Here is a 26,749-nt window from a genome sequence, read left to right on the forward strand (position 1 = left end):
ACGAAGAGGAAAAGTAGATAAATGATGCTTTTTAGAGAGAACCATCACCGGCTGAAAGTGGTTTAAGCCTCTCATTGATTGAAATGCACCTCTGAGCCCCAGTTCGAAAGAGTCAACTCCTGTAGATTTGGGCGGAACAATTCCGTTAACAAGTAAGAGTGAGATTAGTAAGCGATTAGCTTACAGTCTAATCAGAGTGGAACCACGCATAAGCGTCTCTGTCGTTATGACAGGGGCGTTTTTTATTTTTACAAAAACAAGGGGGAAATGGCTAATGTTTAGAAGGATGAGGGAGGATATTGAAGTTGTTTTTGAGCAGGATCCAGCAGCACGAAGCTATTTAGAAGTGGTTCTAACCTATTCAGGCTTACATGCTATTTGGGCACATCGCGTTGCCCATGCACTCTTTAAACGGAAATTATTTTTCTTAGCCCGGGTTGTTTCCCAAATCAGCCGCTTTTTTACGGGAATTGAAATCCATCCGGGGGCAAAAATAGGCAGGAGATTTTTCATCGATCACGGGATGGGAGTTGTCATCGGTGAAACATGTGAAATCGGCGATAATGTTACTGTTTTCCAAGGGGTTACGCTCGGAGGTACTGGTAAAGAAAAAGGAAAGAGGCATCCTACTATTAAGGATAATGCCCTCATTGCCACCGGTGCGAAAGTTCTCGGTTCGATTACGGTAGGGGAAAATTCCAAAATCGGTGCAGGTTCAGTCGTATTAAAGGAAGTACCGCCAAACTCAACGGTTGTAGGGGTGCCGGGAAGAGTTGTCATTCAGGATGGCAAGCGGATTAATAAAGATTTCAATCATTGCGACCTGCCGGATCCAGTTGCTGATCGTCTGCGGGATATGCAATTTGAACTAAACCAGTTAAAAGTAGAACTCGAAGAATTGAAGGAAGAAAGGATAAAGGTCAATGGCCATTCAACTTTATAATACACTCACTCGCAAAAAGGAAGATTTCATTCCGCTTGAGGAAGGGAAAGTAAAAATGTATGTTTGCGGGCCGACTGTCTATAATTATATTCATATAGGCAATGCCCGCCCGGCAATCGTGTTTGATACGGTGCGCCGCTATTTAGAATTCCGCGGTTTTGATGTGCAGTATGTGTCCAATTTTACGGATGTCGACGATAAATTAATCCGTGCTGCCAATCAATTAGGGACGGATGTTCCAACAGTAGCAGAACGATTTATCAATGCTTATTTTGAAGATGTTTCGGCGTTAGGCTGCAAAAAGGCGGATGTCCATCCACGCGTTATGGAAAATATGGATATCATCATTGATTTTATCAGCCAGTTAGTTGAGAAAGGCTACGCTTATGAATCCGAAGGAGATGTCTATTTCCGTACTAGAAGCTTCGATGAATACGGCAAGCTTTCCCACCAATCGATTGATGATCTGCAGGTTGGCGCAAGAATTGAAGTAGGCGATAAAAAACAGGATGATTTAGATTTTGCCCTATGGAAAGCGGCAAAGGAAGGGGAAATCTACTGGGAAAGCCCGTGGGGCATTGGCCGTCCAGGCTGGCATATCGAATGTTCGGCAATGGCGAAAAAATATCTTGGTGACACAATTGATATTCATGCAGGCGGACAGGATTTAACCTTCCCTCATCATGAAAATGAGATTGCCCAGTCAGAAGCACTTTCAGGTAAGCTATTTTCCCGCTACTGGATGCACAACGGCTATATCAATATTGATAATGAAAAAATGTCAAAGTCACTTGGCAACTTCGTCTTAGTGCATGACATTATCAAGCAGCATAATCCACAGGTAGTAAGATTTTTCATGCTGTCCGTCCATTATCGCAATCCAATTAACTATAGTGAGGAATTATTAGAGAGCACGAAGGCTGCGCTCGAACGCTTAACGACCTCATACCAAAATTTAAAACACCGCAAGGAAGCAAGTACTGACTTGACTCATAATAATCAAGAGTGGCTTGAAAAAATAGCCGCTTTACGCGAGCAGTTTATTGAAGCGATGGATGATGATTTTAATACAGCAAAAGCCATTTCAGTTCTTTTTGATCTTTCCAAGCTGGCCAATTATTATCTATTAGAAAAAAATACAGCAATAGAAGTCATTGATGCCTTTACCAAACAATTTGAAGAGCTTTTTCAGGTGCTTGGTTTGACGATGGAAAAAGAAGAAATGCTCGACGAAGAGATTGATGCCTTAATTGAAAAACGCATCCAGGCACGTAAGGACCGAAACTTCCAATTGTCTGACCAAATTCGTGACCAATTGAAGGATATGAATATTATTTTAGAGGATACACCACAGGGTACCAGATGGAAAAGAGGCTAATTCAATGCTTGATTATGAACAATCAATCGACGCTAAACAATTGAATAGTCTCGCCCTTGCTTACATGGGTGATGCTATTTTTGAAACATATGTCAGGCGTCATCTTTTGTACGGGGGCCAGGTTCGGCCCCATCAGCTTCACCGGGCTGGTACAAGATATGTATCGGCGAAAGCGCAGAGTCAAATTCTTTTTCAAATGATGGATGATCATCTCTTAAATGAAGAAGAAATGGCTGTCGTCATGCGCGGCAGGAACGCTAAGTCAGGAACTGTCCCCAAAAACACCGATGTTCAAACTTATCGTTACAGTACTGCTTTTGAGGCGTTGATGGGTTATTTATACTTAACGGATCATATCACTCGTTTAGAGGAACTCATTCAGAAGGCATTTTTATATGTTGATGAAAAAAGAAAGGAGGAAAAAGGATGAACCAGGAATACATCATTGGGAAAAATCCGGTTATGGAAGCACTGAAATCAGGACGGGATATTAATAAAATTTTAATTGCAGAAGGTTCACAGCGCGGCCAGATGCAGCAAGTGACTCAATTGGCAAAAGAAGCGAACGTGCTTGTGCAATTTGTCCCAAAGAAAAAAATTGACCAAGTGACGGACCAAAATCATCAAGGAGTCCTTGCTTATGTTGCGGCCTATCAATATGCCGAAATGGATGATTTGTTTGCTGCGGCAGAAAAGAAAAACGAACCTCCTTTCTTTTTATTGCTTGATGAAATTGAGGATCCTCACAACCTCGGGTCGATTATGAGGACGGCCGATGCTGTTGGAGCTCATGGCATCATTATCCCGAAGCGCAGGGCCGTTGGCCTTACGGCGACGGTTGCCAAGGCCTCGACGGGTGCAATTGAATATATCCCGGTTGTCCGTGTCACGAATATGGCGCGAACGATTGAGGAATTAAAGGAACGCGGTGTATGGATTGCCGGTACTGATGCGAAAGGAAAACAAGATTACCGGCAAATGGATGGAACACTTCCGCTTGGTTTAGTCATTGGCAGTGAAGGGAAAGGAATGGGAAGGCTGATTCGCGATAAATGTGATTTTCTCATCCATTTACCGATGGCCGGAAAAGTTACATCCTTAAATGCTTCTGTTGCGGCTGCCTTGCTGATGTATGAGGTATATCGAAAACGTCATAAATTAGAGGGATAGCCATGGATATCCTGCTAGTTGACGGATACAACATTATCGGAGCCTGGCCAGAACTAAGGGAGTTAAAGGACCGTGACCTCCCTGCTGCTAGAGACCGCTTAGTTGAAAGAATGGCTGAATATCAAGCCGTTTCTGGTTATCGCGTTATTGTTGTTTTTGATGCCCACTATGTACAAGGGACGGAAAAAAAATATAAAAACCATAAAGTAGAAGTGATTTTTACAAAAGAAAATGAAACAGCTGATGAGCGGATAGAAAAAATGGCCATTAGTTTAAATAATCGAAGAACACAAATTCATGTGGCGACCTCCGATTTTACAGAACAATGGGCTATTTTTGGACAAGGGGCGCTAAGAAAATCCGCTCGTGAGCTCCTTGTTGAAATGTCTTCCATTGAGAAGGGCATCGAAAAGAAAGTGAAGAAGATCCAAGAAAAGAAACCTGTTTCCAAAATACCGATTAGCGATGAAATGGCGGAAATTTTTGAAAAATGGCGCAGAGGGCAGAAATGAGCATAGTATTTTCATAGTTTGTCATGTATAATAATACCTATCTATGCTTGTTCGGTGGAGGGGATCTACTTTGAGTACGGACTTCGGGACAAAAACCAACGAAGAGTTTTTTCGGATGGAAGACGAAGAAATTGTCGATTTAGTGCACCAGGGTGATAGTGAAGCATTGGATTATTTAATCCATAAGTATCGTAATTTTGTGCGTGCAAAAGCAAGATCCTATTTTTTAATTGGAGCCGATAAAGAAGATATTGTGCAAGAAGGAATGATTGGTCTATATAAAGCCATTCGTGACTTTCGTGAGGACAAGCTTACCTCATTCAAAGCGTTTGCGGAGCTGTGCATAACCCGGCAAATTATTACAGCGATTAAGACAGCCACCCGGCAAAAGCATATTCCGTTGAATTCTTATGTTTCTTTGGACAAGCCTATCTATGATGAAGAGTCTGACCGGACCTTGATGGATGTTTTGTCAGGTGCCAAGGTACTTGACCCGGAAGAATTAATCATTAATCAAGAAGAGTTTGACCATATAGAAGTAAAAATGACAGAATTATTAAGCGATTTAGAACGGAAAGTTTTAGCCCTTTACCTTGATGGACAGTCCTATCAAGAAATATCGGAAGAACTGAACCGCCATGTTAAATCCATCGATAATGCCCTTCAGCGTGTGAAAAGAAAATTGGAGCGTTACCTCGAGATACGCGAATTTTCACTTTGATTTATGGCATTATTTTGAATCCGCTCTCATGGTTATTGACATTAATTAGGACACATGTTACATTTTTAGGGATAAAAAAGATGGGTAAAGGTGCCTTATTATGAGTAAAAAAGTCATTCTTGCCTGTGCTGAATGCGGCTCGCGTAATTATACGACCGTAAGCAAGCAGGCAGTTTCAGAAAGATTAGAATTGAAAAAATTCTGTAAGACTTGCGCAACCCATACCATTCATCGAGAAACAAAATGATTTCGATAGATTTTTGCAATGCTGATTAAGATAGTCTGGGGGTTACAGAAATGCAACGCATAAAGAAATTTTTTAGTGATATTTTACGTGAAATGAGAAAAGTAAGCTGGCCAAAACGCGGCGAACTAACTCGTTCTACGATTACCGTTTTATCAACTGTTGTTTTTTTTGCGGCATTCTTTGCTGTACTAGATTTAGGAATTTCTAAATTGATTCGTTTAATTCTTGAATAATAAGTTATACTTCATGGTATAATGGTGACTAATAAAGAATTTTGAACTAAAACCCGTAGATGCGGGTTTTTTAATTTGTAAAAAAATAGGGAGGGACGGACGCGAGTCCTCTTAAATGGAAAAAAATTGGTATGTAGTCCATACTTACTCGGGTTATGAAAATAAAGTAAAGGCGAATCTAGAGAAACGTGTGGAATCGATGGGAATGGCGGATAAAATTTTCCGCGTAGTCGTTCCGGAAGAAGAAGAAACTGAAATCAAAAATGGTAAGAAAAAGGTTGTAAAGCGAAAGGTTTTTCCTGGATATGTGTTAGTTGAAATCGTAATGACCGATGATTCTTGGTATGTGGTGCGGAATACACCAGGTGTTACGGGATTTGTTGGATCTGCAGGTTCCGGATCAAAACCGACTCCGTTACTGCCTGAAGAGGTACAAGTATTATTGAAACGTATGGGTGTAGATGAAAAACGTGTGGATGTTGATTATGAAATCGGCGAGACAGTCCGCGTAAAGGAAGGTCCATTCGCGAACTTTACTGGAACAGTCGAAGAAATGGACAAGAACCACTCGAAACTTAAGGTACTTGTTAACATGTTCGGCCGTGACACACCAGTGGAGCTTGATTTTACACAAATTGAAAAACTTTAATGTAAAAAAACTTGAAATCATTTTTAAAAAATGTTAATATTTCATAGGTCAGTATGTCTCCGAATTGGAGACAAGACTTTTGTCAAGTTCTTTGTATTTATATAAAGACTAATTGCCTGAGTGGGAGGGTCCCTAAGGTACCCAATTACCACATCACGGACTTTAAGGAGGTGTGTCTCGTGGCTAAAAAAGTAATTAAAGTTGTTAAATTACAAATCCCTGCTGGTAAAGCAAACCCTGCACCACCAGTTGGTCCTGCACTAGGTCAAGCCGGTGTTAACATCATGGGATTCTGTAAGGAATTTAACGCTCGTACAGCAGATCAAGCTGGATTGATCATTCCTGTTGAAATCACGGTATTTGAAGACCGTTCATTTACATTTATTACGAAAACTCCTCCTGCTGCCGTTCTTTTGAAAGTAGCAGCTGGAATTCAGTCTGGTTCAGGCCAGCCTAACCGTAATAAAGTAGCAACAGTAAAGCGTGGTACAGTACGCGAGATTGCGGAACAAAAAATGCCTGACCTAAACGCAGCTAGCGTTGAAGCAGCAATGCGCATGGTTGAAGGTACTGCACGCAGCATGGGTATCGTAATCGAAGACTAATCCATGTAAAACTGGTTGTTTGTAATGAGGGTTGCGGAGTTTTAAACTACTGCAACCTTTTTCGTGGGAGTTATAAAACGTTAAAACCACAATTTAGGAGGAAATAAAAATGGCTAAAAAAGGTAAAAAGTACCTAGAAGCTGTAAAGCTTGTAGATCGTACAAAGGCTTACCCAATTGCAGAAGCAATTGAACTTGCTAAGCAAACAAACTTTGTAAAATTTGATGCATCTCTTGAAGTTGCTTTCCGCTTAGGTGTTGACCCTAAGAAAGCTGATCAGCAAATCCGTGGAGCTGTTGTGCTTCCAAACGGAACTGGTAAAACTCAACGCGTATTAGTATTCGCAAAGGGTGAAAAAGTGAAAGAAGCTGAAGCAGCTGGTGCTGATTATGTAGGCGATGCTGAATACATCAACAAAATCCAACAAGGTTGGTTTGATTTTGATGTAATCGTTGCAACTCCTGACATGATGGGTGAAGTTGGTAAGCTTGGTCGTGTATTAGGACCTAAAGGCTTAATGCCAAACCCTAAAACAGGAACAGTTACATTTGATGTAACTCGTGCTATCAATGAAATCAAAGCAGGTAAAGTAGAATACCGTGTTGACAAAGCTGGTAATATCCATGTGCCAATCGGTAAAGCTTCTTTCGAAAACGAAAAGCTTGTAGAAAACTTTACAACTGTATTTGAAACAATGTTAAAAGTTAAACCATCTGCTGCGAAAGGTACTTACATGAAGAACGTAACCGTTACTTCAACAATGGGACCTGGCGTTAAAGTAGATCCTTCTACAGTAGCGGCTAGATAATTTTACCAATTGACAAATACAACAACATCTTATACAATATATTTTGTTGTTTAATATTATAAACATTTGTACTGTAGACAGCAGGTGCCGTAAGGCTTAATGTCCTGCCGAGGTAGAGCGAATAAATTCAACTGAGTCGTTCAGTTGTTATATGCTGCCTCCATGTCTTAGATCGATATGGAGGCTTTTACTTGCCTGGTATAAATGTAGACATTCTACAGGAGGTGTAAAGATGAGCAGTGCAATCGAAGCAAAAAAACATATTGTTGAAGAAATCACCGATAAATTAAAAAGCAGCGTATCTACAATCGTTGTTGATTACCGCGGACTAACAGTTGCTGAAGTAACTGAACTTCGTAAACAACTTCGTGAAGCTGGTATTGAGTTCAAAGTTTACAAAAACACTATGACTCGCCGTGCTGCAGAAGCTGCTGAGCTTGCTGGCTTAAATGATGCATTAACAGGTCCAAACGCAATCGCGTTCAGTACTGAAGATGTAGTTGCTCCAGCGAAGATCCTTAACGATTTCGCGAAAAAGCATGAAGCACTTGAAATTAAAGCAGGTGTAATCGAAGGTAATGTTGCAACAGTTGAAGAGGTTAAAGCTCTTGCTGAACTTCCTTCACGCGAAGGCTTGCTATCTATGCTACTCAGCGTACTACAAGCTCCAATCCGCAATCTTGCTCTTGCTACAAAAGCTGTGGCAGAACAAAAAGAAGAACAAGGCGCGTAAGTTAATCTTTATCGCAATTTAAAAATAGTAAACGAAAACTAAGGAGGAAATATTATCATGACTAAAGAACAAATCATTGAAGCAGTTAAAAATATGACTGTTTTAGAACTTAACGACCTAGTAAAAGCAATCGAAGAAGAATTCGGCGTAACTGCTGCTGCTCCTGTAGCAATGGTAGGCGGAGCTGGTGCGGCTGCTGTTGAAGAAAAAACAGAATTCGACGTAATCCTAGCTGGCGCTGGAGATCAAAAAATCAAGGTTATCAAAGTTGTTCGTGAAATCACTGGTCTTGGACTTAAAGAAGCAAAAGACCTTGTTGATAACACTCCAAAGCCAATCAAAGAAGGCGTTTCTAAAGAAGATGCTGAAGCAATCAAAGCTAAGCTTGATGAAGTTGGAGCTAACGTTGAAGTTAAGTAATTTTGATATAAGAAAGCTCGCTGCATAAGCGGGCTTTTTTCTACTTCCTCAATTTTCTACAATATATACTCCCCTGGAGGTGAGTCTATTGTCAGAACACTACTATTCTCGAACCCAAAAGGTTGAAAGTGATCCGAAATATTGGGATTTCAGCTTAAGAAACCATAACTTTCGTTTTAAAACGGATAATGGAGTTTTTTCAAAAAGAGAAGTAGATTTTGGCTCAAGGTTATTAATTGAATCTTTTGAAATGCCGGCTGTGGAAGGATTTGTACTGGATGTTGGCTGTGGTTATGGACCGATTGGATTGTCTTTAGCGAAAACCTATCAAGATCGACTTGTACATATGGTTGATGTAAATGAACGAGCGCTTGAATTAGCTAAAGAAAATGCGTCACTAAACCGTATTGACAATGTGAACATTTATGAAAGTGACCGACTGGAAAATGTGAAGGAGAATTCCTTCGCGGTTATTCTTACAAATCCGCCGATTAGAGCTGGAAAAAAGACGGTTCATGATATTTTTGAACAAAGCTATGAACATCTTGTTACACAGGGAGAGCTGTGGGTAGTCATTCAAAAGAAGCAAGGTGCACCATCCGCGCTTGAAAAATTAAAAACTTTATTTTCCCATGTAGAAACTATTGACAAATCGAAAGGTTATTTTATCATTAAGGCGATAAAATAGTTGACTCGGAATTGTCGTTGTGTTAGCATTATAAAATGCCATCATAATATTTACCGAATTATTCCTTAAAATACTTATTTTTTTAGTATAAATTTGGAGTAATAAGGAAATGATGACAAAATAATAGTCAAAATGTGAAAATGTGGTTTTTGAGGAAAAAACCCTTTTTCTTTTTGTCTTATAGAAAGACCTACAGTTTTTTCTATAAGATGTAATAGATTATTTTTAAATAACGCTTGATTTGAGGGGTGAATCAGTTGACAGGTCAACTAGTTCAGTATGGACGACACCGCCAACGAAGAAGTTACGCGCGAATCAGTGAAGTTTTAGAATTACCAAATCTAATCGAAATTCAAACCTCTTCCTATCAATGGTTTCTTGATGAGGGGTTGCGTGAAATGTTCCAGGATATTTCACCGATTGAAGACTTTACTGGTAACCTATCACTAGAATTTATTGATTACAGTCTTGGCGATCCAAAGTATTCTGTTGAAGAGTCTAAAGAACGGGACGTTACATATTCAGCTCCATTGCGTGTGAAAGTACGTCTTGTAAACAAAGAAACAGGCGAAGTAAAAGATCAGGATGTCTTCATGGGTGATTTCCCGCTCATGACTGAAACAGGCACATTTGTTATCAATGGTGCAGAACGCGTTATTGTATCACAATTAGTGCGCTCACCGAGTGTCTATTTCAGTGGCAAGCTTGATAAAAACGGAAAAAAAGGATTTACAGCAACTGTAATTCCGAACCGCGGCGCTTGGCTGGAATATGAAACAGATGCCAAAGATGTCGTATATGTCAGAATAGATCGTACTCGGAAACTGCCCGTTACGGTTCTTTTGCGTGCCCTTGGGTTCGGCTCTGATCAGGAAATCATTGAATTGATTGGTGACAACGAATATATTCGCAATACGCTTGAAAAGGACAATACGGAAGGTGTAGACAAAGCGTTACTAGAAATCTATGAACGCCTTCGTCCAGGTGAACCGCCTACCGTAGATAACGCAAAAAGCTTATTAGTTTCCCGTTTCTTCGATCCAAAGCGCTATGACCTTGCCAATGTAGGTCGTTACAAAATTAATAAGAAGCTTCACATTAAAAACCGTTTATTCAATCAACGTTTAGCGGAATCACTTGCTGATCCTGACACAGGCGAAATCATTGCTGAAAAAGGATTAGTACTTGATAGAAGGAACCTTGATAGAATTTTACCGGCGCTTGAAAAACATATTAATTTCAAGAACTTTAATCCTGTTGGCGGCGTAGTGGAAGAAGATATTACCCTTCAGGGCATTAAAATTTATGCGCCTGGTGATGAAAACGAAAAAGTTATTAATGTACTCGGCAATGCCTATGTGGCAGAACCAATTAAAAATATTACTCCTGCAGACATCATTGCATCAATCAGCTATTTCTTTAACCTGCTGCATGGTGTAGGTGATACAGATGATATCGACCACTTAGGTAACAGACGTCTTCGTTCTGTTGGAGAGCTATTGCAAAATCAATTCCGTATCGGTTTATCCCGTATGGAGCGTGTAGTTCGTGAAAGAATGTCAATTCAAGACACAGCAACGATTACTCCGCAGCAGTTAATTAATATTCGTCCAGTAATAGCGTCAATTAAAGAATTCTTCGGAAGCTCACAATTATCGCAGTTCATGGATCAAACGAATCCGTTAGCTGAATTAACACATAAAAGACGTCTATCAGCATTAGGACCAGGTGGATTAACACGTGAACGTGCAGGCTTTGAAGTACGTGACGTTCACTATTCTCACTATGGTCGGATGTGTCCGATTGAAACACCGGAAGGTCCGAACATCGGGTTGATTAACTCCTTATCATCCTATGCGAAGGTAAATCGTTTCGGATTTATTGAAACACCATATCGCAGAGTTGACCCGGATACTGGAAAAGTAACAAGCAGGATTGATTACTTAACAGCAGACGAAGAAGATAACTACGTTACGGCACAGGCGAACTCTCGTCTTGGAGATGATGGATCATTCTTGGATGAAGATATCGTTGCTCGTTTCCGTGGTGAAAACACAGTAGTTAAACGTGAACGTATTGACTATATGGATGTATCACCAAAACAGGTTGTTTCTGCGGCGACTGCGTGTATTCCGTTCCTTGAAAACGATGACTCCAACCGTGCCTTAATGGGTGCGAACATGCAGCGTCAAGCAGTGCCGTTAATGCAGCCAGAAGCACCAAGGGTAGGAACAGGTATGGAATATGTATCTGGTAAAGACTCCGGTGCAGCTGTTATTTGTAAGCACGAAGGTATTGTTGAGCACGTAGAAGCGCGCGAAGTATGGGTTCGTCGTATTAAAGAGGTAGACGGACAAGAAGTGAAAGGCGATCTTGATAAATATCGCATGTTAAAGTTCATTCGTTCCAACCAAGGAACTTGCTATAACCAACGCCCAATTGTAGCTGTTGGAAACCGTGTAACAAAGGGTGAAATTCTCGCTGACGGTCCATCCATGGAGCTAGGGGAGTTAGCGCTTGGACGTAATGTTCTCGTTGCCTTTATGACATGGGATGGTTACAACTACGAAGACGCGATTATCATGAGTCAGCGTCTAGTAAAAGAAGATGTATACACATCGATCCACATCGAAGAATATGAATCAGAATCTCGTGATACGAAACTTGGACCAGAAGAAATTACTCGTGATATTCCAAACGTAGGGGAAGATGCCCTTCGCAACTTGGATGAGCGCGGTATTATCCGCACTGGTGCTGAGGTAAAAGATGGAGACCTGCTTGTTGGTAAAGTAACGCCTAAGGGTGTAACGGAGCTGACTGCAGAAGAGCGTCTTCTTCATGCGATCTTTGGTGAAAAGGCCCGTGAAGTTCGTGATACATCACTTCGCGTTCCACATGGCGGCGGCGGTATTGTTCTTGACGTTAAAGTCTTTAATCGTGAAGACGGTGATGAACTGCCACCAGGCGTGAATCAGCTTGTCCGCGTATATATCGTTCAGAAACGTAAGATCTCTGAAGGAGATAAAATGGCGGGACGCCACGGTAACAAAGGGGTTATCTCAAGAATTTTACCAGAGGAAGATATGCCATACCTTCCAGACGGTACACCAGTTGATATCATGTTAAACCCATTAGGGGTACCATCTCGTATGAACATCGGACAGGTGCTTGAGCTCCATCTTGGGATGGCGGCACGCTACCTAGGCATTCATGTTGCATCACCTGTATTTGACGGAGCCCGTGAAGAAGATGTTTGGGGCACGATTGAAGAAGCAGGCATGGCGCGGGATGCGAAAACCGTTCTGTATGATGGACGTTCCGGTGAACCATTTGATAACCGTGTTTCTGTTGGGGTCATGTATATGATTAAGCTGGCACACATGGTTGATGATAAATTACATGCTCGTTCAACAGGTCCTTACTCACTTGTTACGCAGCAGCCACTTGGCGGTAAAGCGCAATTTGGCGGTCAGCGTTTCGGTGAGATGGAGGTTTGGGCACTTGAAGCATATGGTGCTGCATACACGCTACAAGAAATTCTTACTGTTAAATCAGATGATGTCGTTGGCCGTGTGAAAACATATGAAGCCATCGTAAAAGGTGAAAATGTTCCAGAACCAGGCGTCCCTGAGTCATTCAAAGTATTAATTAAAGAGCTTCAGAGTCTTGGTATGGATGTTAAGATCCTATCCGGTGATGAAAAAGAAATAGAAATGCGCGATACGGAAGATGACGAAGACTTACAGCAAGTCGACACGTTAAACATTGTTCCTGATGCACAAAGCTTTGAATCTGAAAAGGTTGGTTCAAAAGAATAGATTTTCAAGCTAAAAGCGCACAACCAATGTGTGTGCGCTTTTGTCATTTATACTTCGCAATTAGAGGGTAAAACCTGGAGATTGAAAGGGAGGTAGGCCCCTTGATAGACGTTAATAATTTTGAGTATATGAAAATTGGTCTTGCTTCACCGGATAAAATCCGTTCATGGTCGTTCGGAGAAGTCAAAAAGCCAGAAACCATTAACTATCGTACGTTAAAGCCAGAAAAGGACGGTTTATTCTGTGAGCGTATCTTCGGTCCAACAAAGGACTGGGAATGTCATTGCGGGAAGTACAAGCGTGTCCGTTATAAAGGTGTAGTCTGTGACCGATGCGGCGTTGAAGTAACACGTGCGAAAGTTCGCCGTGAACGTATGGGTCATATTGAGCTAGCTGCACCTGTTTCTCATATTTGGTACTTTAAAGGAATCCCAAGCCGGATGGGTCTTGTATTAGACATGTCCCCTCGAGCCTTGGAGGAAGTCATTTATTTTGCTTCCTATGTCGTTACAGAATCCGGTGACACCGCACTTGATAAAAAGCAATTGTTATCCGAAAAAGAATATCGTGCATACCGTGAAAAGTACGGCAATAAATTCCAAGCGGCCATGGGTGCAGAAGCGATTAAAAAGCTTCTTTCCGATATCGATTTAGAAAAAGAAGTAGATAGCTTAAAAGAAGAATTGAAAACTGCTCAAGGCCAGCGCCGTACGCGTGCGATCAAGCGCCTTGAAGTGTTAGAAGCATTCCGTGGTTCAGGAAATGAGCCATCTTGGATGATTCTTGATGTTCTTCCGGTTATTCCGCCGGAATTACGCCCGATGGTTCAATTAGATGGGGGCAGATTTGCGACATCTGACTTGAACGATCTTTATCGTCGTGTTATTAACCGTAATAATCGTCTAAAGCGTTTATTAGATCTTGGTGCACCAAGCATTATCGTTCAAAACGAAAAGCGAATGCTTCAAGAAGCTGTTGACGCCTTGATTGATAACGGCCGCCGCGGGCGCCCTGTTACTGGTCCTGGTAACCGTCCGTTAAAGTCACTATCTCATATGTTAAAAGGTAAGCAAGGACGTTTCCGTCAAAACTTACTTGGTAAGCGTGTTGACTATTCTGGACGTTCTGTTATCGTCGTAGGTCCAAACTTAAAAATGTATCAGTGCGGCCTTCCAAAAGAAATGGCTCTTGAATTGTTCAAGCCATTTGTCATGAAGGAATTAGTTGAAAAAGGCTTAGCACATAACATTAAATCAGCAAAACGCAAAATTGAACGAGTATCTCCTGATGTTTGGGATGTACTTGAAGATGTTATTAAGGAGCACCCGGTTCTGTTAAACCGTGCCCCTACTTTGCATAGATTAGGAATCCAGGCTTTTGAGCCTACGTTAGTTGAAGGTAGAGCAATACGCTTACACCCGTTAGTATGTACGGCATACAATGCTGACTTCGACGGTGACCAGATGGCGGTACACGTGCCCCTTTCATCTGAAGCACAAGCAGAAGCACGTCTTTTAATGCTTGCTGCACAAAACATCTTGAACCCTAAAGATGGTAAACCGGTTGTTACACCGTCTCAGGACATGGTGTTAGGTAACTATTACTTGACTCTTGAGCGTGAAGGTACAGTCGGCGAGGGTATGATTTTTAAAGATACAAACGAGGCAATCCTTGCATACCAAAATGGTTATGCTCACTTCCATACGCGTGTCGCTGTACATGCCGGATCATTAGGAAATGAAACTTTTACAGAAGAGCAAAATAATAAGTTATTAATCACGACGGTTGGTAAGCTTATTTTTAATGAAATTCTGCCAAAATCATTCCCGTATATCAATGAACCGACTCGACACAATTTAGAAGTTGAAACGCCTGCCAAATATTTTGTAGAAAAAGGCGAAGATATCTCTGCGAAAATCAAAGATATGCCATTAGTTGATCCGTTCAAGAAGAAAATCCTTGGAAATATCATTGCTGAAGTATTCAAGCGTTTCAAGATTACTGAAACGTCAAAAATGCTTGACCGCATGAAAGACTTAGGATTTAAGCATTCAACTAAAGCTGGTATTACAGTTGGTGTGGCAGATATTGTCGTACTAGGTGAAAAACAAGAAATTCTAAAAGAAGCACAAGGTAAAGTAGATAACGTCTTGAAACAGTTCAGACGTGGTTTAATTACCGAAGATGAGCGTTATGACCGTGTTATCGCCATCTGGAGTGCGGCTAAAGATACCATTCAAGGCAAGCTGATGAAATCCTTGAATAAAACGAACCCAATTTTCATGATGTCTGATTCCGGTGCCCGTGGTAACGCCTCAAACTTCACCCAGCTTGCTGGTATGCGCGGCTTGATGGCCAACCCGGCTGGACGTATTATCGAGTTACCGATTAAATCAAGTTTCCGTGAAGGATTAACGGTATTAGAGTACTTTATCTCTACACACGGTGCGCGTAAAGGTCTTGCCGATACCGCTCTTAAAACCGCTGACTCTGGTTACTTGACTCGTCGTCTTGTTGACGTTGCACAGGATGTTATTGTCCGAGAAGATGATTGCGGAACCGATCGCGGCTTTACAATCAGTGCCTTAAAAGACGGGACGGAAATCATTGAAGGCTTAGATGAACGCTTAATCGGACGCTATGCACGCAAAGCGATCAAGCATCCTGAAACAAAAGAAGTGCTTGTTCCTGAAAATGGTCTGATTACTGAAGATTTAGCGGAAATCATTGTTGACGCAGGTGTTGAAACCGTAAAAATCCGCTCTGCCTTTACATGTAATACCCGACATGGAGTATGTAAGAAGTGCTATGGACGCAACTTGGCAACTGGTCAAGAGGTCGAAGTGGGCGAAGCAGTTGGTATTATCGCTGCTCAATCCATCGGTGAACCAGGTACACAGTTAACCATGCGTACGTTCCATACGGGTGGTGTTGCCGGAGACGATATCACTCAAGGTTTACCGCGTATCCAAGAGATTTTCGAAGCTCGTAACCCTAAAGGTCAAGCTGTTATTTCTGAAATTGATGGTGTTGTTGTTGGTATTAACGAGGGCCGTGACCGTCAGCATGAAATCGTCGTTCAAGGCGAGGTTGAATCACGCACTTATAATGCACCGTATACAGCACGCTTGAAAGTAGCTGTCAATGATCAGATTGGACGTGGCCAGGAATTAACAGAAGGTTCTATTGACCCTAAAGAATTAATCAAAGTAAAAGACGTGACATCTGTTCAAGAATACCTATTGCGTGAAGTGCAAAAGGTTTACCGTATGCAAGGGGTAGAAATTGGCGATAAGCACGTTGAAGTAATGGTACGTCAAATGCTGCGTAAAATCCGTGTTAGCGATGCGGGTGAAACAGATGTACTACCAGGTACACTTCTGGACATTCACCAGTTTACGGATGCGAACGAAAAAGCATTATTGGCTGGTAAAATGCCGGCAACAGGCCGTCCGGTCTTGCTTGGTATTACAAAAGCATCACTGGAGACTGATTCATTCTTGTCAGCGGCATCGTTCCAAGAAACAACAAGAGTTCTTACCGATGCAGCGATCAAAGGCAAGCGCGATGAATTACTCGGCTTAAAAGAAAATGTTATCATCGGAAAACTTGTACCAGCTGGTACCGGCATGCAGCGCTACCGCAAAGCAGAGCCTGTCCTGAGGGATACAACTTCTGAAGAAACAGTTGCTATTGACTAACTAATTAGAGGTACCTGCTTACCTGCAGGTACCCTATTTTAAGAAAAAAATTTAATGTGTTGTTGACATCTTATTTCGAAGATGTTACTATATCAAAGGTGCTCCTATTCACCTGATACTTTGGAGGATATGATTAATGTCTTATGAAAAAGTATTACAGGCACAAAAGATCATTATAGGAACTAAACAAACAGTGAAAGCCCTAAAGGAAGGGAAAGTTCAGGAAATTTTCGTTGCAACCGATGCAGAACCAAAGGTTACTGTAAAGATTGTAGAAGAAGCTCTTGGATTAAACGTTCCGGTCCGGTATGTTGACTCGATGAAAAAACTCGGGAAAGCGTGCGGGATTGAAGTAGGTGCGGCAGCTGTAGCAATTATCCGTTAAAAACTGTTTTTGTAGATAGAGTAGTCTGCAAAAACTTTGTTTTTGCAAAAAAATGAACCACCTGGATGTGTGGGCTTACAAATAATGAAGGGAGGAAAAATTCATGCCTACTATTAACCAATTAGTGCGCAAGCCTCGTCAAACTAAAGAGGAAAAGTCAAAATCACCTGCGCTAAATAAAGGTTACAACAGCTTCAAGAAATCACAAACTAATGTATCTTCACCACAAAAACGCGGAGTATGTACTCGTGTTGGTACAATGACTCCAAAGAAACCAAACTCAGCGTTACGTAAATATGCGCGTGTACGTTTGACAAATGGTATCGAGGTGACTGCATACATTCCTGGTATCGGCCACAACCTTCAAGAGCACAGTGTTGTTCTTATCCGTGGAGGACGTGTAAAGGACTTACCGGGGGTACGTTATCACATCGTACGTGGAGCGCTTGATACAGCTGGTGTAAACAACCGTATGCAAGGCCGTTCTAAATATGGTACTAAGAGACCAAAAGCAGCAAAAAAATAATTTGACACTAAATAGAAGCTTCTTTGAAAGGAGGAAAAACAATGCCACGTAAAGGTCCTGTAGCAAAGAGAGACGTGTTACCAGATCCGCTTTACAATTCAAAATTAGTTACTCGTCTAATCAACAAAATGATGATCGACGGTAAAAGAGGTAAATCTCAAGAAATTCTTTACTCTGCATTCAATACTATCCGTGAACGTTCTGGCAAGGAGCCAATGGAAGTATTCGAAGCAGCAATGAAAAACATCATGCCAGTTCTAGAAGTAAGAGCACGCCGTGTTGGTGGTGCTAATTACCAAGTTCCAGTTGAGGTGCGTCCTGACCGCCGTACAACTCTTGGTCTTCGCTGGTTAGTTAACTATTCACGTCTTCGCGGTGAAAAAACGATGGAAGAGCGTTTAGCTAACGAAATCATGGATGCAGCTAACAACACTGGTGCATCAGTTAAGAAGCGTGAAGATACACACAAAATGGCAGAAGCAAACAAAGCGTTTGCTCACTATCGTTGGTAATTTAACCTTCAATATAAAAACTTTCATACTAGGAAGGAGAAAGACCCAATGGCAAGAGAGTTCTCCTTAAACAACACTCGTAATATCGGGATCATGGCACACATCGATGCCGGTAAAACGACGACCACTGAGCGTGTCCTTTACTACACTGGTAAGATTCATAAAATCGGTGAAACTCATGAAGGCGCATCTCAGATGGACTGGATGGAGCAGGAACAAGAACGCGGAATCACAATCACTTCCGCAGCAACAACTGCACAATGGAAAGGCCATCGCGTTAATATCATCGACACACCAGGACACGTAGACTTCACAGTTGAAGTTGAACGTTCCCTGCGTGTACTTGATGGTGCGGTAGCAGTCCTTGATGCACAATCAGGCGTTGAGCCACAAACTGAAACAGTTTGGCGCCAAGCAACAACTTACGGTGTACCACGTGTTGTTTTCGTAAACAAGATGGACAAAATTGGTGCAGATTTCTTATATTCTGTAGGAACAATTCATGACCGACTTCAAGCGAATGCACATGCGATTCAGTTACCAATCGGTGCTGAAGATCAGTTTGAAGCAATCATTGACCTTGTGGAAATGAATGCTGTATTCTACGGAAACGACTTAGGTACTGATATTGAAGTACGTGAGATTCCTGAAGAATTCCGTGCTCAAGCTGAAGAATACCGTGAGAAACTAGTAGAAGCAGTTGCTGAACTAGATGAAGAGTTAATGGAAAAGTACCTTGGTGGTGAAGAAATCACTAAAGAAGAACTTAAAGCAGGGATTCGTAAAGGTACAGTTAACGTTGAATTCTACCCAGTAATCTGTGGATCTGCATTCAAAAACAAAGGTGTTCAGCTAATGTTGGATGCGGTTATCGACTACCTTCCATCTCCACTTGATGTACCAGCAATCAAAGGTCATGCTGTAGATGATGAAGAAGAAGTCCTTGAGCGTCATTCAAGCGATGAAGAGCCATTCTCAGCTCTTGCATTTAAAGTTATGACTGACCCATATGTTGGTAAGTTAACGTTCTTCCGCGTTTACTCTGGTACTTTAGAGTCCGGTTCATATGTACAGAACTCAACTAAAGGCAAGCGTGAGCGTATCGGACGTATCCTGCAAATGCACGCAAACAGCCGTCAAGAAATCTCAAAGGTTTATGCCGGTGACATTGCAGCTGCTGTAGGTTTGAAAGATACAACAACTGGCGATACTCTATGTGATGACAAAAACCCTGTAATCCTAGAGTCTATGCAATTCCCTGAGCCAGTTATTCAGCTTTCTGTAGAACCTAAGTCAAAAGCTGACCAAGACAAGATGACTACTGCACTACAAAAGCTTCAAGAAGAAGATCCAACTTTCCGTGCACATACTGACCAGGAAACTGGACAGGTTATCATCGCTGGTATGGGTGAGCTTCACCTAGATATCATCGTTGACCGTATGCGCCGTGAATTCAAGGTTGAAGCTAATGTTGGTGCACCTCAGGTTGCTTACCGCGAAACTTTCCGTGCTTCTGCACAAGTTGAAGGTAAATTCGCTCGTCAATCTGGTGGTCGTGGACAATACGGTCACGTTTGGATCGAATTCGCTCCTAACGAAGAAGGAAAAGGATTCGAATTCGAAAACGGTATCGTCGGTGGTGTCGTTCCTCGTGAATACATCCCTGCTGTTCAAGCTGGTCTTGAAGATGCCCTTGACCGTGGTGTTCTTGCTGGATATCCATTAGTTGATATTAAAGCAAGATTATTCGACGGATCATACCATGATGTTGACTCCTCTGAAATGGCGTTTAAGATTGCCGCTTCAATGGCTCTTAAAAATGCTGCTTCTAAGTGTCAGCCTGTAATCCTTGAGCCTATGATGAGAGTTGAAGTTGTTATCCCTGAAGAATATCTAGGTGATATCATGGGACAAATCACTGCTCGTCGTGGACGTGTAGAGGGTATGGAAGCTCGTGGTAATGCACAAGTTGTTCGTTCAATGGTTCCACTTTCAGAAATGTTTGGTTATGCAACAGCACTTCGTTCAAGTACACAAGGTCGCGGAGTATTCTCTATGCACTTCGATCACTATGAAGAAGTTCCTAAATCAGTTTCTGAAGAAATCATCAAAAAAAATAAAGGTGAATAATTGCTTTTCACCTTTAGATAAAGTATAAATACTATTGTTAGATATGGTTTTTATGAAGATAGTATCGCTCTATCTTCATAAACCCATATATATACTTAACTATTTCTTTTAAATTAAAGGAGGATTTCCTAATGGGTAAAGCTAAATTCGACCGTTCAAAGCCACACGTAAATATTGGAACAATTGGTCACGTTGACCACGGTAAAACTACTTTAACTGCTGCAATCACTTCTGTTCTTGCAAAATCTGGTAAAGCAGAAGCTCGTGCATACGATCAAATCGACGGTGCTCCAGAAGAAAGAGAACGTGGTATCACAATCTCTACTGCACACGTTGAGTATGAAACAGATCTTCGTCACTATGCACACGTAGACTGCCCAGGACACGCTGACTATGTTAAAAACATGATCACTGGTGCTGCTCAAATGGACGGCGGTATCCTAGTTGTTTCTGCAACTGACGGCCCAATGCCACAAACTCGTGAGCACATCCTTCTTTCTCGTCAGGTAGGCGTACCTTACCTTGTTGTATTCATGAACAAGTGTGATATGGTTGACGACGAAGAACTTCTTGAATTAGTAGAAATGGAAATTCGTGATCTATTATCAGAATACGATTTCCCTGGCGATGACACTCCAGTTATCAAAGGTTCTGCTCTAAAAGCATTAGAAGGCGACGCTGCTTGGGAAGAAAAAATCTTTGAACTTATGACTGCTGTTGATGAGTTCATCCCAACTCCTGCTCGTGACACTGACAAGCCTTTCATGATGCCAGTTGAGGATGTATTCTCAATCACTGGTCGTGGAACAGTTGCTACAGGACGTGTTGAGCGTGGTGTAGTTAAAGTTGGTGACGTAGTTGAAATCGTAGGTTTCACTGAAGAGCCAAAATCTACTACTGTAACAGGTGTAGAAATGTTCCGTAAGCTTCTTGACTTTGCTGAAGCTGGTGACAACATTGGTGCCCTTCTTCGTGGTGTTGCTCGTGAAGAAATCGAGCGTGGTCAAGTTTTGGCTAAGCCAAAATCAATCACTCCACACACAAAGTTCAAAGCACAAGTTTACGTTTTAACAAAAGAAGAAGGTGGACGTCATACTCCATTCTTCACTAACTACCGTCCACAATTCTATTTCCGTACTTCTGATATTACTGGTATTTGTAACCTTCCAGAAGGTACTGAAATGGTTATGCCTGGCGACCACATCGAAATGACTGTTGAGCTAATCGCTCCAGTTGCGATCGAAGAAGGAACTAAGTTCTCTATTCGTGAAGGTGGCCGTACAGTAGGATCAGGTTCAATCACTGATATCACTGAGTAATCTATATATGTAAAAGCAGATGGATGACGATCCATCTGCTTTTTTTATTTGTCTATAAAAAAGAACGTTAATACCGGCCCTTTTTTCTTATCTTACTCACTATTAATAATAATAATGGAAAAAAGAGTCCAAAAGGGAGAGAAAAGGACGTCCACCATTCAGCTTGTTTGTCAGATTCAACTATATTCTTATTTATAATGAGAGAGAGAACAAGTGTTATTAACCCTAATGGAAAAGTTAAACGCTTATATTCCTTTAAATCTAGAATTTGGCCCATACATATAATGGACCCATAAAAATAAAGTGTGATTTTAATATAGATGGAAATGAACCAAATGAAGGCCATGACGGCCTCTATGCGCTGCCAAAAGCCTCCTATATTGATTTTTAGTGCTAGAGCATAGGTTACGAATTGCAAATTCTCAGAAAAATAAGTGCCTAAGCACAATATACTTAGTAATGTAACGATTGTTAAAACACTTCCACCAATAATTGTTCCAAGCAAAAAGGATTTTTTTGCTTTGGTCGTTTGGTTTACAGCGGGGAAGACCATTAAGAACAACACTAATTGCAAATAAGGTGTTCCAAGGGATTTCACAGCAGCACTAATTACGGGTTTTATCCCATTGTCTAATATGGGCTGCAGCTGCTGAAATTGAATCATAGGGAAAATCGATATGATAAAGATAAGTAAAAGTAAAAAAATGATTGGAAAGAAAATTTCTATCGCTCGAGAAAAGGTTTCTATTCCGTATCGGACGCCCATAATCATTATTGCAATTAAAAGAATATGGAGAGGTAAAATCGGCGTATCCGGGAGAATTTGTATGATTACAAAGTCACCGATTTGTCTTATGAATACAGCAAGGCTAAGAAAAAAATATATGAAATACAAAAAGGATAGGATTTTTCCAAGCCATTTTCCTAATATTTTTTCGCTATATTCAGTTAGGTTCATGGTCGGAAATCGACTTCCTAGTAAATTGAACAGAGACACTAGTAATAGCCCTAATCCCACTACAATAATATTAGCCATCCAAGCATCCTGCTTCGCACTATGTACAAGACCTGAGGGGGTATACAAAATGCTGCCTCCGACAATAAAAAATGCAATCATTATTGTATATTGATGAGGTGAAATTTTACCATTCTCAAGCATGCTTGTTCCTCACTTTTCCCAGAAAACCATATTTTTTTGAATGTGAACATCTATTTATTTGTCATTTCATTTCATGAAGTGGAGAATTATTGATTGTACCCGTTTGACGAATATTCATTTCCACTTTAACGGAAACCGGCATCTGTGAATATAGTTGCTCCCATTCCTTTTTATGTTTTTTCCAATAATCAGGTTCAGAGCGATAAAGTGCTTCGCCGAATCCGAATATATCAGTTCGAAAGTCTTTTTGTGCATGCCGTATCGTCGATTTAATAATTTTTGTAAGGGCTTCTTCTGATTCGTTTTCTAAATATGGAATCGATTTTGGATCCGTTAAATCCAAGCTTTGACAATCAACTTCTGCGACATTTCCATTTATTTTAATTTTAATAAATCCGTGCGGACGACCTTTAATAATATCGGTATTTAATTTCGATTTTGTTTTGACCACCTCAATGACCGCTTTGCCGCCTTCTGGACATTTTACAAAGCCTACGCTGCTCTTCACCTTTCCCAAGGCATAATGAACCGCCTTACTTTCTCTTTCATTCATCCAGCCAATCAGTTTATCATGTTTAAAGACTGCCAGCCCTTTATATCGCAATGAGGTTTTAGGGCTTGTCTGATCGACATTCTTATTACTTTCACCTGTTTGTACAGGTCCCTTAATTTCAATTCCAGTTAAAATAGGATTATTTCCTTGACTCACCATGTTAGAAACAAGTTTATCTATTGTTACACCTTCGGTAGGGGACCATGCTTTTGCTGATACTTCAAGCGAAGCAAATAAACTATTAGCTGGTATTTTTTCTAATGGGGTTAATATTTTTAAAACATCAGCTGCCTTTGAATTCTTGGATACTGCTATATAAAAATCATCCCGTACCTCTGAATTCCTAATAAGAGCGTCAATCATTTCGCCAATACCTTCTTTTGCTAAATCTTCACCGAAGACGAGAATTCGTAAATGGGCGAAATAAAGCTTTCTTGGGGAAACAGTGGTTATTTTTCTAACTGCTTCAAATAATGTTTCCCCCTTACTTTGATAAACAATCACAGGTGCTTTTCCACTGCCTCCTTTCTTAGAAGCAATTTCACTTGGATTTACCACTTGTGCCGTGATAATATATTGCTCGTTTTCTTTATCAATCCCCAATCCAAGTAAGATGGACAGTTCATTTAATTCTCTTTTGTTCCAGCAGCCGGTAAGGAGGATAAAAGAGCTGAAAAATATAATCAAGAGGATTTTTCGTTTCATTTCATGCCTCCAATCCGAGTTAGTTCTTAATTTCATTGAGCGGGGAGTTTTTAATTTTTCCTATGTTATGTATTTTTACCTTTACATCTATTTCTACCGGCATGTTTTCAAAGATTTGCAGCCAATCCTTCTGAATTAAATGCCAATAATCAGGGTTGGAACGATGCAAGGCTTCACCAAAACCAAATGGGTCTATTTTATATTTTTTTTGTGCTGCATATAAAGATTTGTAAATGGTATGTTCAATATTTTTCCTTGTTTCATTTTCTAAAAATCTTATGGTTTCTGGTTTGGTCAAATCCAGTGTCTTACACTGGACATTTCCAACATTACCCACTGTCGTAATTTTTATGATTCCTTTTGGCTTATGGTCTGAAACCTCTGTTTTTAATTCTGATGTTGTATGAATCAATTCAATGGCGGTTTTCCCTTTTTGGGGGCAAGGTATCGTTACAACTGTACTTGTAACATTCCCCAAGGCATAGTTGAGACCTTTGCTTTCGTTTTCTGATAACCAGCCAATAAATTTATCCTTTCTAAATACTCCAATTGAATCATATTTCAGGAATGCATTAGGCTTCGTTTGCTGTGTGTTTTCCAAATTTTCTCCCTCTTGAACCCCTCCAATTAACTTAATTCCGGTTAATTTGGCACTTATGCCCTCACTAATAATATCGTAAATCAATTGATCCATCGTAATTTGTATGGTTGTTGCCCAGGCTTTCTCAGAAGATAGAAGTGATTCAAATACTTTTTGGGCTGGTATTCTTTCCATAGTAGTTACAATTTTTAAGATATCTCCTGCTTTTTTATTTTTAGCTATTACAATATAAAAATCTGTTCGCATTTCTGGATCCCTTGATAACAAGTCTAACGTTTTTGCAATCCCTTTTTTGGCAAATTCCTCTCCCAAAACGAGGAGCCGAAGATGGGAAAAATATAATTTTCGTGGTGAAACCGTGGTGATTCTTCTAATTGCTTCAAACAAGGTATTTCCTTTTTCTTGATAAACGACCACGGGTGATTTTCCCCCGCCGCCTTGTGATTCAGCTATCTCTCCAGGGTTTACGACTTGTACAGTCACAACAAATTTATCGTCCACAATATCAATCCCCATTCCAACTACAATGGCCAATTCGTTTAACTCTTTTCGGTTCCAACATGAAGTCAGAAGGAAAAGAGAGCATAAAGAAATGATGATTAAAAGGAATTTTCGGTTCATGCCATTACTCCTTTTAGAATAAAAACTAGTTATATGGTCCCCAAAATATGGCTTTTTAAGTAATGGAAAGCAGTAAAATAAGCCTAAGGCAAGAATGGGAACGTAGGGAATTGGATATTTTATCTAGTAATTATGATAAATATAGGAAGGTTTCCGATGAAAATTTGAATAGAGGGAGCATTTGCATATGCTTGGTGTTGCAGGAACAATAGTCGCAGCAATAATAATGATTGCATTTGAAATTCCTGACCTGAGGAGAAAGAAATTGAAGAAAGAATTATGGGTATTTTCTTTCTTAATGCTGTTTGCTGTAGGATTAGGCATTGCCCATAGTTTGAATTGGCCCATTCCGAATCCGCTTGATGGAATTAGGACTGTTTTGCAGCCATTTAGTGATTTTATTTACGGATTGCTGAAATAGGTATGATGAAGTATATGTTAAAAACGGTTAAAATTAGTGCGCGGCAATTCGCAATATTAGTCATCCTATTTTCTGTAGGTACTACTATATTGGTGATACCTGGAATTCTTGCACAGGAGGTAAAACAAGATGCTTGGTTGGCAGCATTAATCGGTACAGTTATTGGTTTGTTAATTGTGGCCTTATACATTGCCATCGTGAGAAAGTTCCCGACGATGACTCTAGTTGAAATCATTGAAACACTTCTAGGCAAATGGGTGGGGAAGGCCGTTTCACTTTCGTTTGTTTTCTATTCATTTATCGGCGCATCAGAGTTACTGTATTATGTTGGGGCATTCTTGACAACTCAACTTATTAAGGAAACACCACCTGCTGCAATCCATATTATATTCGCTGGCATCTTAGTGATGGGAGTACGTCTTGGCCTAGAAACGATAGCACGTTCAGCAGAATTGTTATTTCCTATCTTTATTTTATTATTTTTATTAATAATGTTCTCTGTGATAGTAACTCCTGAATTATGGAAGATTGATAACCTGCAGCCTATATTGAAAACAGGAATAAAGCCGATGACACGTGCTGTTATTCTTTTTTCCAGTGTTTTCTCCTTGCCGTTGAATATTTTTTTAATGATTTTTCCAATCTCAGTGACTAAGCCCAAGGAAGCTGAGAAACATTTTTTTAGTGCCATTTTTATAGGTGGTGTATGTTTATTTATCCTAATCACTTTAACTATTTTAGTTTTAGGTCCAGAAACTAGTTCCAGACAGTTGTATCCAAGCTATACATTAGCAAGGAGGTTAAAAGTAGGAGATTTTTTGCAGCGAATCGAAGCTATATTAGCGATCATGTGGGAAATAACGATCTTTTTTAAGATGACGATATATTTTTACGCATCCATTACAGGTCTTGTACAAACCTTGAACATAAAAGATTATCGGCCGCTTGTAATACCGTTAGGGATGATCATGGTTACCATTTCTTTGGTTTCACACCCTAATGTTATCCATTCTGCCAAATTTGACTATGAGATTTGGCCCGTTTATGCTTTAACTTATGGTCTTGTACTACCTTTACTCCTATTAGTTGTCTATATAATAAGAAAATTAATAAATTTTGATAAAAAACTGTTTGTAAAAAATGAATAGAAGCTGCCCTCATAGAGAAAAGGCAGCTTCTATTCATTTTATT

Annotated in this window: 26 protein-coding genes and 2 other annotated features (1 of these 28 cut by a window edge); of the genes, 23 read left to right on the plus strand and 3 right to left on the minus strand. The window is 40.5% G+C overall.

The window, feature by feature from the left end:
- Positions 1–223: a binding site (T-box leader), on the plus strand; it begins 9 nt to the left of the window's first position.
- Positions 224–274: 51 nt separating this feature from the next.
- The 21 genes from cysE to tuf all read left to right on the plus strand — a co-directional run bounded on the left by cysE (position 275) and on the right by tuf (position 21,498).
- Entirely contained in the window at positions 275–943 is a 669-nt protein-coding gene (gene cysE / locus V7161_RS18845; RefSeq protein ID WP_223595897.1) for a serine O-acetyltransferase, read from the plus strand.
- Entirely contained in the window at positions 924–2,321 is a 1,398-nt protein-coding gene (gene cysS, locus V7161_RS18850; protein ID WP_335714482.1) for a cysteine--tRNA ligase, read from the plus strand. Before cysE ends, cysS begins: the two co-directional genes overlap by 20 nt.
- 4 nt (positions 2,322–2,325) lie before the next feature.
- Positions 2,326–2,751, plus strand: a complete 426-nt coding sequence (locus V7161_RS18855) for a Mini-ribonuclease 3 (protein WP_289989286.1) — start codon at positions 2,326–2,328, stop codon at positions 2,749–2,751.
- Positions 2,748–3,491: a 23S rRNA (guanosine(2251)-2'-O)-methyltransferase RlmB gene (rlmB, locus tag V7161_RS18860; protein WP_223595891.1), complete on the plus strand. Its 744-nt coding sequence runs from the start codon at positions 2,748–2,750 to the stop codon at positions 3,489–3,491. Before V7161_RS18855 ends, rlmB begins: the two co-directional genes overlap by 4 nt.
- Before the next feature lie 2 nt (positions 3,492–3,493).
- Positions 3,494–4,003, plus strand: coding sequence for an NYN domain-containing protein (locus V7161_RS18865; RefSeq protein WP_223595889.1), 510 nt, complete (start codon positions 3,494–3,496; stop codon positions 4,001–4,003).
- Positions 4,004–4,073: 70 nt separating this feature from the next.
- Positions 4,074–4,724, plus strand: coding sequence for an RNA polymerase sporulation sigma factor SigH (gene sigH, locus V7161_RS18870; protein WP_335714483.1), 651 nt, complete (start codon positions 4,074–4,076; stop codon positions 4,722–4,724).
- A gap of 100 nt (positions 4,725–4,824) precedes the next feature.
- A complete protein-coding gene (gene rpmG, locus V7161_RS18875) occupies positions 4,825–4,971 on the plus strand; it encodes a 50S ribosomal protein L33 (protein ID WP_335714484.1) in 147 nt (48 codons plus the stop codon).
- A 50-nt stretch (positions 4,972–5,021) separates the two neighbouring features.
- Positions 5,022–5,204: a preprotein translocase subunit SecE gene (gene secE / locus V7161_RS18880; RefSeq protein WP_223595884.1), complete on the plus strand. Its 183-nt coding sequence runs from the start codon at positions 5,022–5,024 to the stop codon at positions 5,202–5,204.
- A gap of 115 nt (positions 5,205–5,319) precedes the next feature.
- Entirely contained in the window at positions 5,320–5,853 is a 534-nt protein-coding gene (gene nusG / locus V7161_RS18885; protein WP_223595883.1) for a transcription termination/antitermination protein NusG, read from the plus strand.
- 179 nt (positions 5,854–6,032) lie between these two features.
- Positions 6,033–6,458, plus strand: coding sequence for a 50S ribosomal protein L11 (gene rplK / locus V7161_RS18890; protein ID WP_223595882.1), 426 nt, complete (start codon positions 6,033–6,035; stop codon positions 6,456–6,458).
- 109 nt (positions 6,459–6,567) lie between these two features.
- The gene (gene rplA / locus V7161_RS18895) at positions 6,568–7,266 is read left to right on the plus strand and encodes a 50S ribosomal protein L1 (RefSeq protein ID WP_335714485.1); all 699 of its coding nucleotides are present in this window, start codon (positions 6,568–6,570) and stop codon (positions 7,264–7,266) included.
- A 53-nt stretch (positions 7,267–7,319) separates the two neighbouring features.
- Positions 7,320–7,465, plus strand: a sequence feature (ribosomal protein L10 leader region).
- 33 nt (positions 7,466–7,498) lie between these two features.
- A complete protein-coding gene (gene rplJ, locus V7161_RS18900) occupies positions 7,499–7,999 on the plus strand; it encodes a 50S ribosomal protein L10 (protein WP_335714486.1) in 501 nt (166 codons plus the stop codon).
- A 57-nt stretch (positions 8,000–8,056) separates the two neighbouring features.
- Positions 8,057–8,419: a 50S ribosomal protein L7/L12 gene (rplL, locus tag V7161_RS18905; protein WP_223595879.1), complete on the plus strand. Its 363-nt coding sequence runs from the start codon at positions 8,057–8,059 to the stop codon at positions 8,417–8,419.
- 88 nt (positions 8,420–8,507) lie between these two features.
- On the plus strand, positions 8,508–9,107 hold the full coding sequence (locus tag V7161_RS18910) for a class I SAM-dependent methyltransferase (RefSeq protein ID WP_335714487.1): 600 nt from the start codon (positions 8,508–8,510) through the stop codon (positions 9,105–9,107).
- Positions 9,108–9,364: 257 nt separating this feature from the next.
- Positions 9,365–12,925 (plus strand): DNA-directed RNA polymerase subunit beta, encoded by a 3,561-nt coding sequence (rpoB, locus tag V7161_RS18915; protein ID WP_335714488.1) that lies wholly within the window; start codon positions 9,365–9,367, stop codon positions 12,923–12,925.
- A gap of 101 nt (positions 12,926–13,026) precedes the next feature.
- Positions 13,027–16,626: a DNA-directed RNA polymerase subunit beta' gene (rpoC, locus tag V7161_RS18920; RefSeq protein ID WP_335714489.1), complete on the plus strand. Its 3,600-nt coding sequence runs from the start codon at positions 13,027–13,029 to the stop codon at positions 16,624–16,626.
- A gap of 136 nt (positions 16,627–16,762) precedes the next feature.
- Positions 16,763–17,011 carry a 50S ribosomal protein L7ae-like protein gene (locus V7161_RS18925; RefSeq protein WP_335714490.1) on the plus strand — a complete coding sequence of 83 codons (249 nt, stop codon included), beginning with the start codon at positions 16,763–16,765 and terminating at the stop codon, positions 17,009–17,011.
- Between the two features lie 103 nt (positions 17,012–17,114).
- Entirely contained in the window at positions 17,115–17,537 is a 423-nt protein-coding gene (gene rpsL, locus V7161_RS18930) for a 30S ribosomal protein S12 (RefSeq protein WP_027322663.1), read from the plus strand.
- Between the two features lie 41 nt (positions 17,538–17,578).
- The gene (gene rpsG, locus V7161_RS18935) at positions 17,579–18,049 is read left to right on the plus strand and encodes a 30S ribosomal protein S7 (protein WP_223595871.1); all 471 of its coding nucleotides are present in this window, start codon (positions 17,579–17,581) and stop codon (positions 18,047–18,049) included.
- Positions 18,050–18,097: 48 nt separating this feature from the next.
- Positions 18,098–20,179: an elongation factor G gene (gene fusA / locus V7161_RS18940; RefSeq protein WP_223595869.1), complete on the plus strand. Its 2,082-nt coding sequence runs from the start codon at positions 18,098–18,100 to the stop codon at positions 20,177–20,179.
- Positions 20,180–20,310: 131 nt separating this feature from the next.
- Positions 20,311–21,498, plus strand: a complete 1,188-nt coding sequence (gene tuf, locus V7161_RS18945; protein WP_335714491.1) for an elongation factor Tu — start codon at positions 20,311–20,313, stop codon at positions 21,496–21,498.
- A gap of 67 nt (positions 21,499–21,565) precedes the next feature.
- On the opposite strand, the gene V7161_RS18950 is transcribed toward tuf, so the two are convergent.
- The 3 genes from V7161_RS18950 to V7161_RS18960 all read right to left on the minus strand — a co-directional run bounded on the left by V7161_RS18950 (position 21,566) and on the right by V7161_RS18960 (position 25,137).
- Positions 21,566–22,657 (minus strand): GerAB/ArcD/ProY family transporter, encoded by a 1,092-nt coding sequence (locus V7161_RS18950; protein ID WP_335714492.1) that lies wholly within the window; start codon positions 22,655–22,657, stop codon positions 21,566–21,568.
- 61 nt (positions 22,658–22,718) lie between these two features.
- The gene (locus V7161_RS18955; RefSeq protein WP_335714493.1) at positions 22,719–23,915 is read right to left on the minus strand and encodes a Ger(x)C family spore germination protein; all 1,197 of its coding nucleotides are present in this window, start codon (positions 23,913–23,915) and stop codon (positions 22,719–22,721) included.
- 19 nt (positions 23,916–23,934) lie between these two features.
- The gene (locus V7161_RS18960; RefSeq protein ID WP_335714494.1) at positions 23,935–25,137 is read right to left on the minus strand and encodes a Ger(x)C family spore germination protein; all 1,203 of its coding nucleotides are present in this window, start codon (positions 25,135–25,137) and stop codon (positions 23,935–23,937) included.
- Between the two features lie 187 nt (positions 25,138–25,324).
- Here V7161_RS18960 and V7161_RS18965 point away from each other — a divergent pair, with 187 nt between their 5' ends.
- Both V7161_RS18965 and V7161_RS18970 read left to right on the plus strand, forming a co-directional pair.
- Entirely contained in the window at positions 25,325–25,558 is a 234-nt protein-coding gene (locus V7161_RS18965; protein ID WP_335714495.1) for a hypothetical protein, read from the plus strand.
- A 2-nt stretch (positions 25,559–25,560) separates the two neighbouring features.
- Positions 25,561–26,706 (plus strand): GerAB/ArcD/ProY family transporter, encoded by a 1,146-nt coding sequence (locus tag V7161_RS18970; protein WP_335714496.1) that lies wholly within the window; start codon positions 25,561–25,563, stop codon positions 26,704–26,706.
- Positions 26,707–26,749 lie beyond the last annotated feature (43 nt).

The sequence above is a fragment of the Neobacillus drentensis genome (assembly GCF_036965425.1).
Taxonomy (GTDB): domain Bacteria; phylum Bacillota; class Bacilli; order Bacillales; family Cytobacillaceae; genus Neobacillus; species Neobacillus drentensis_F.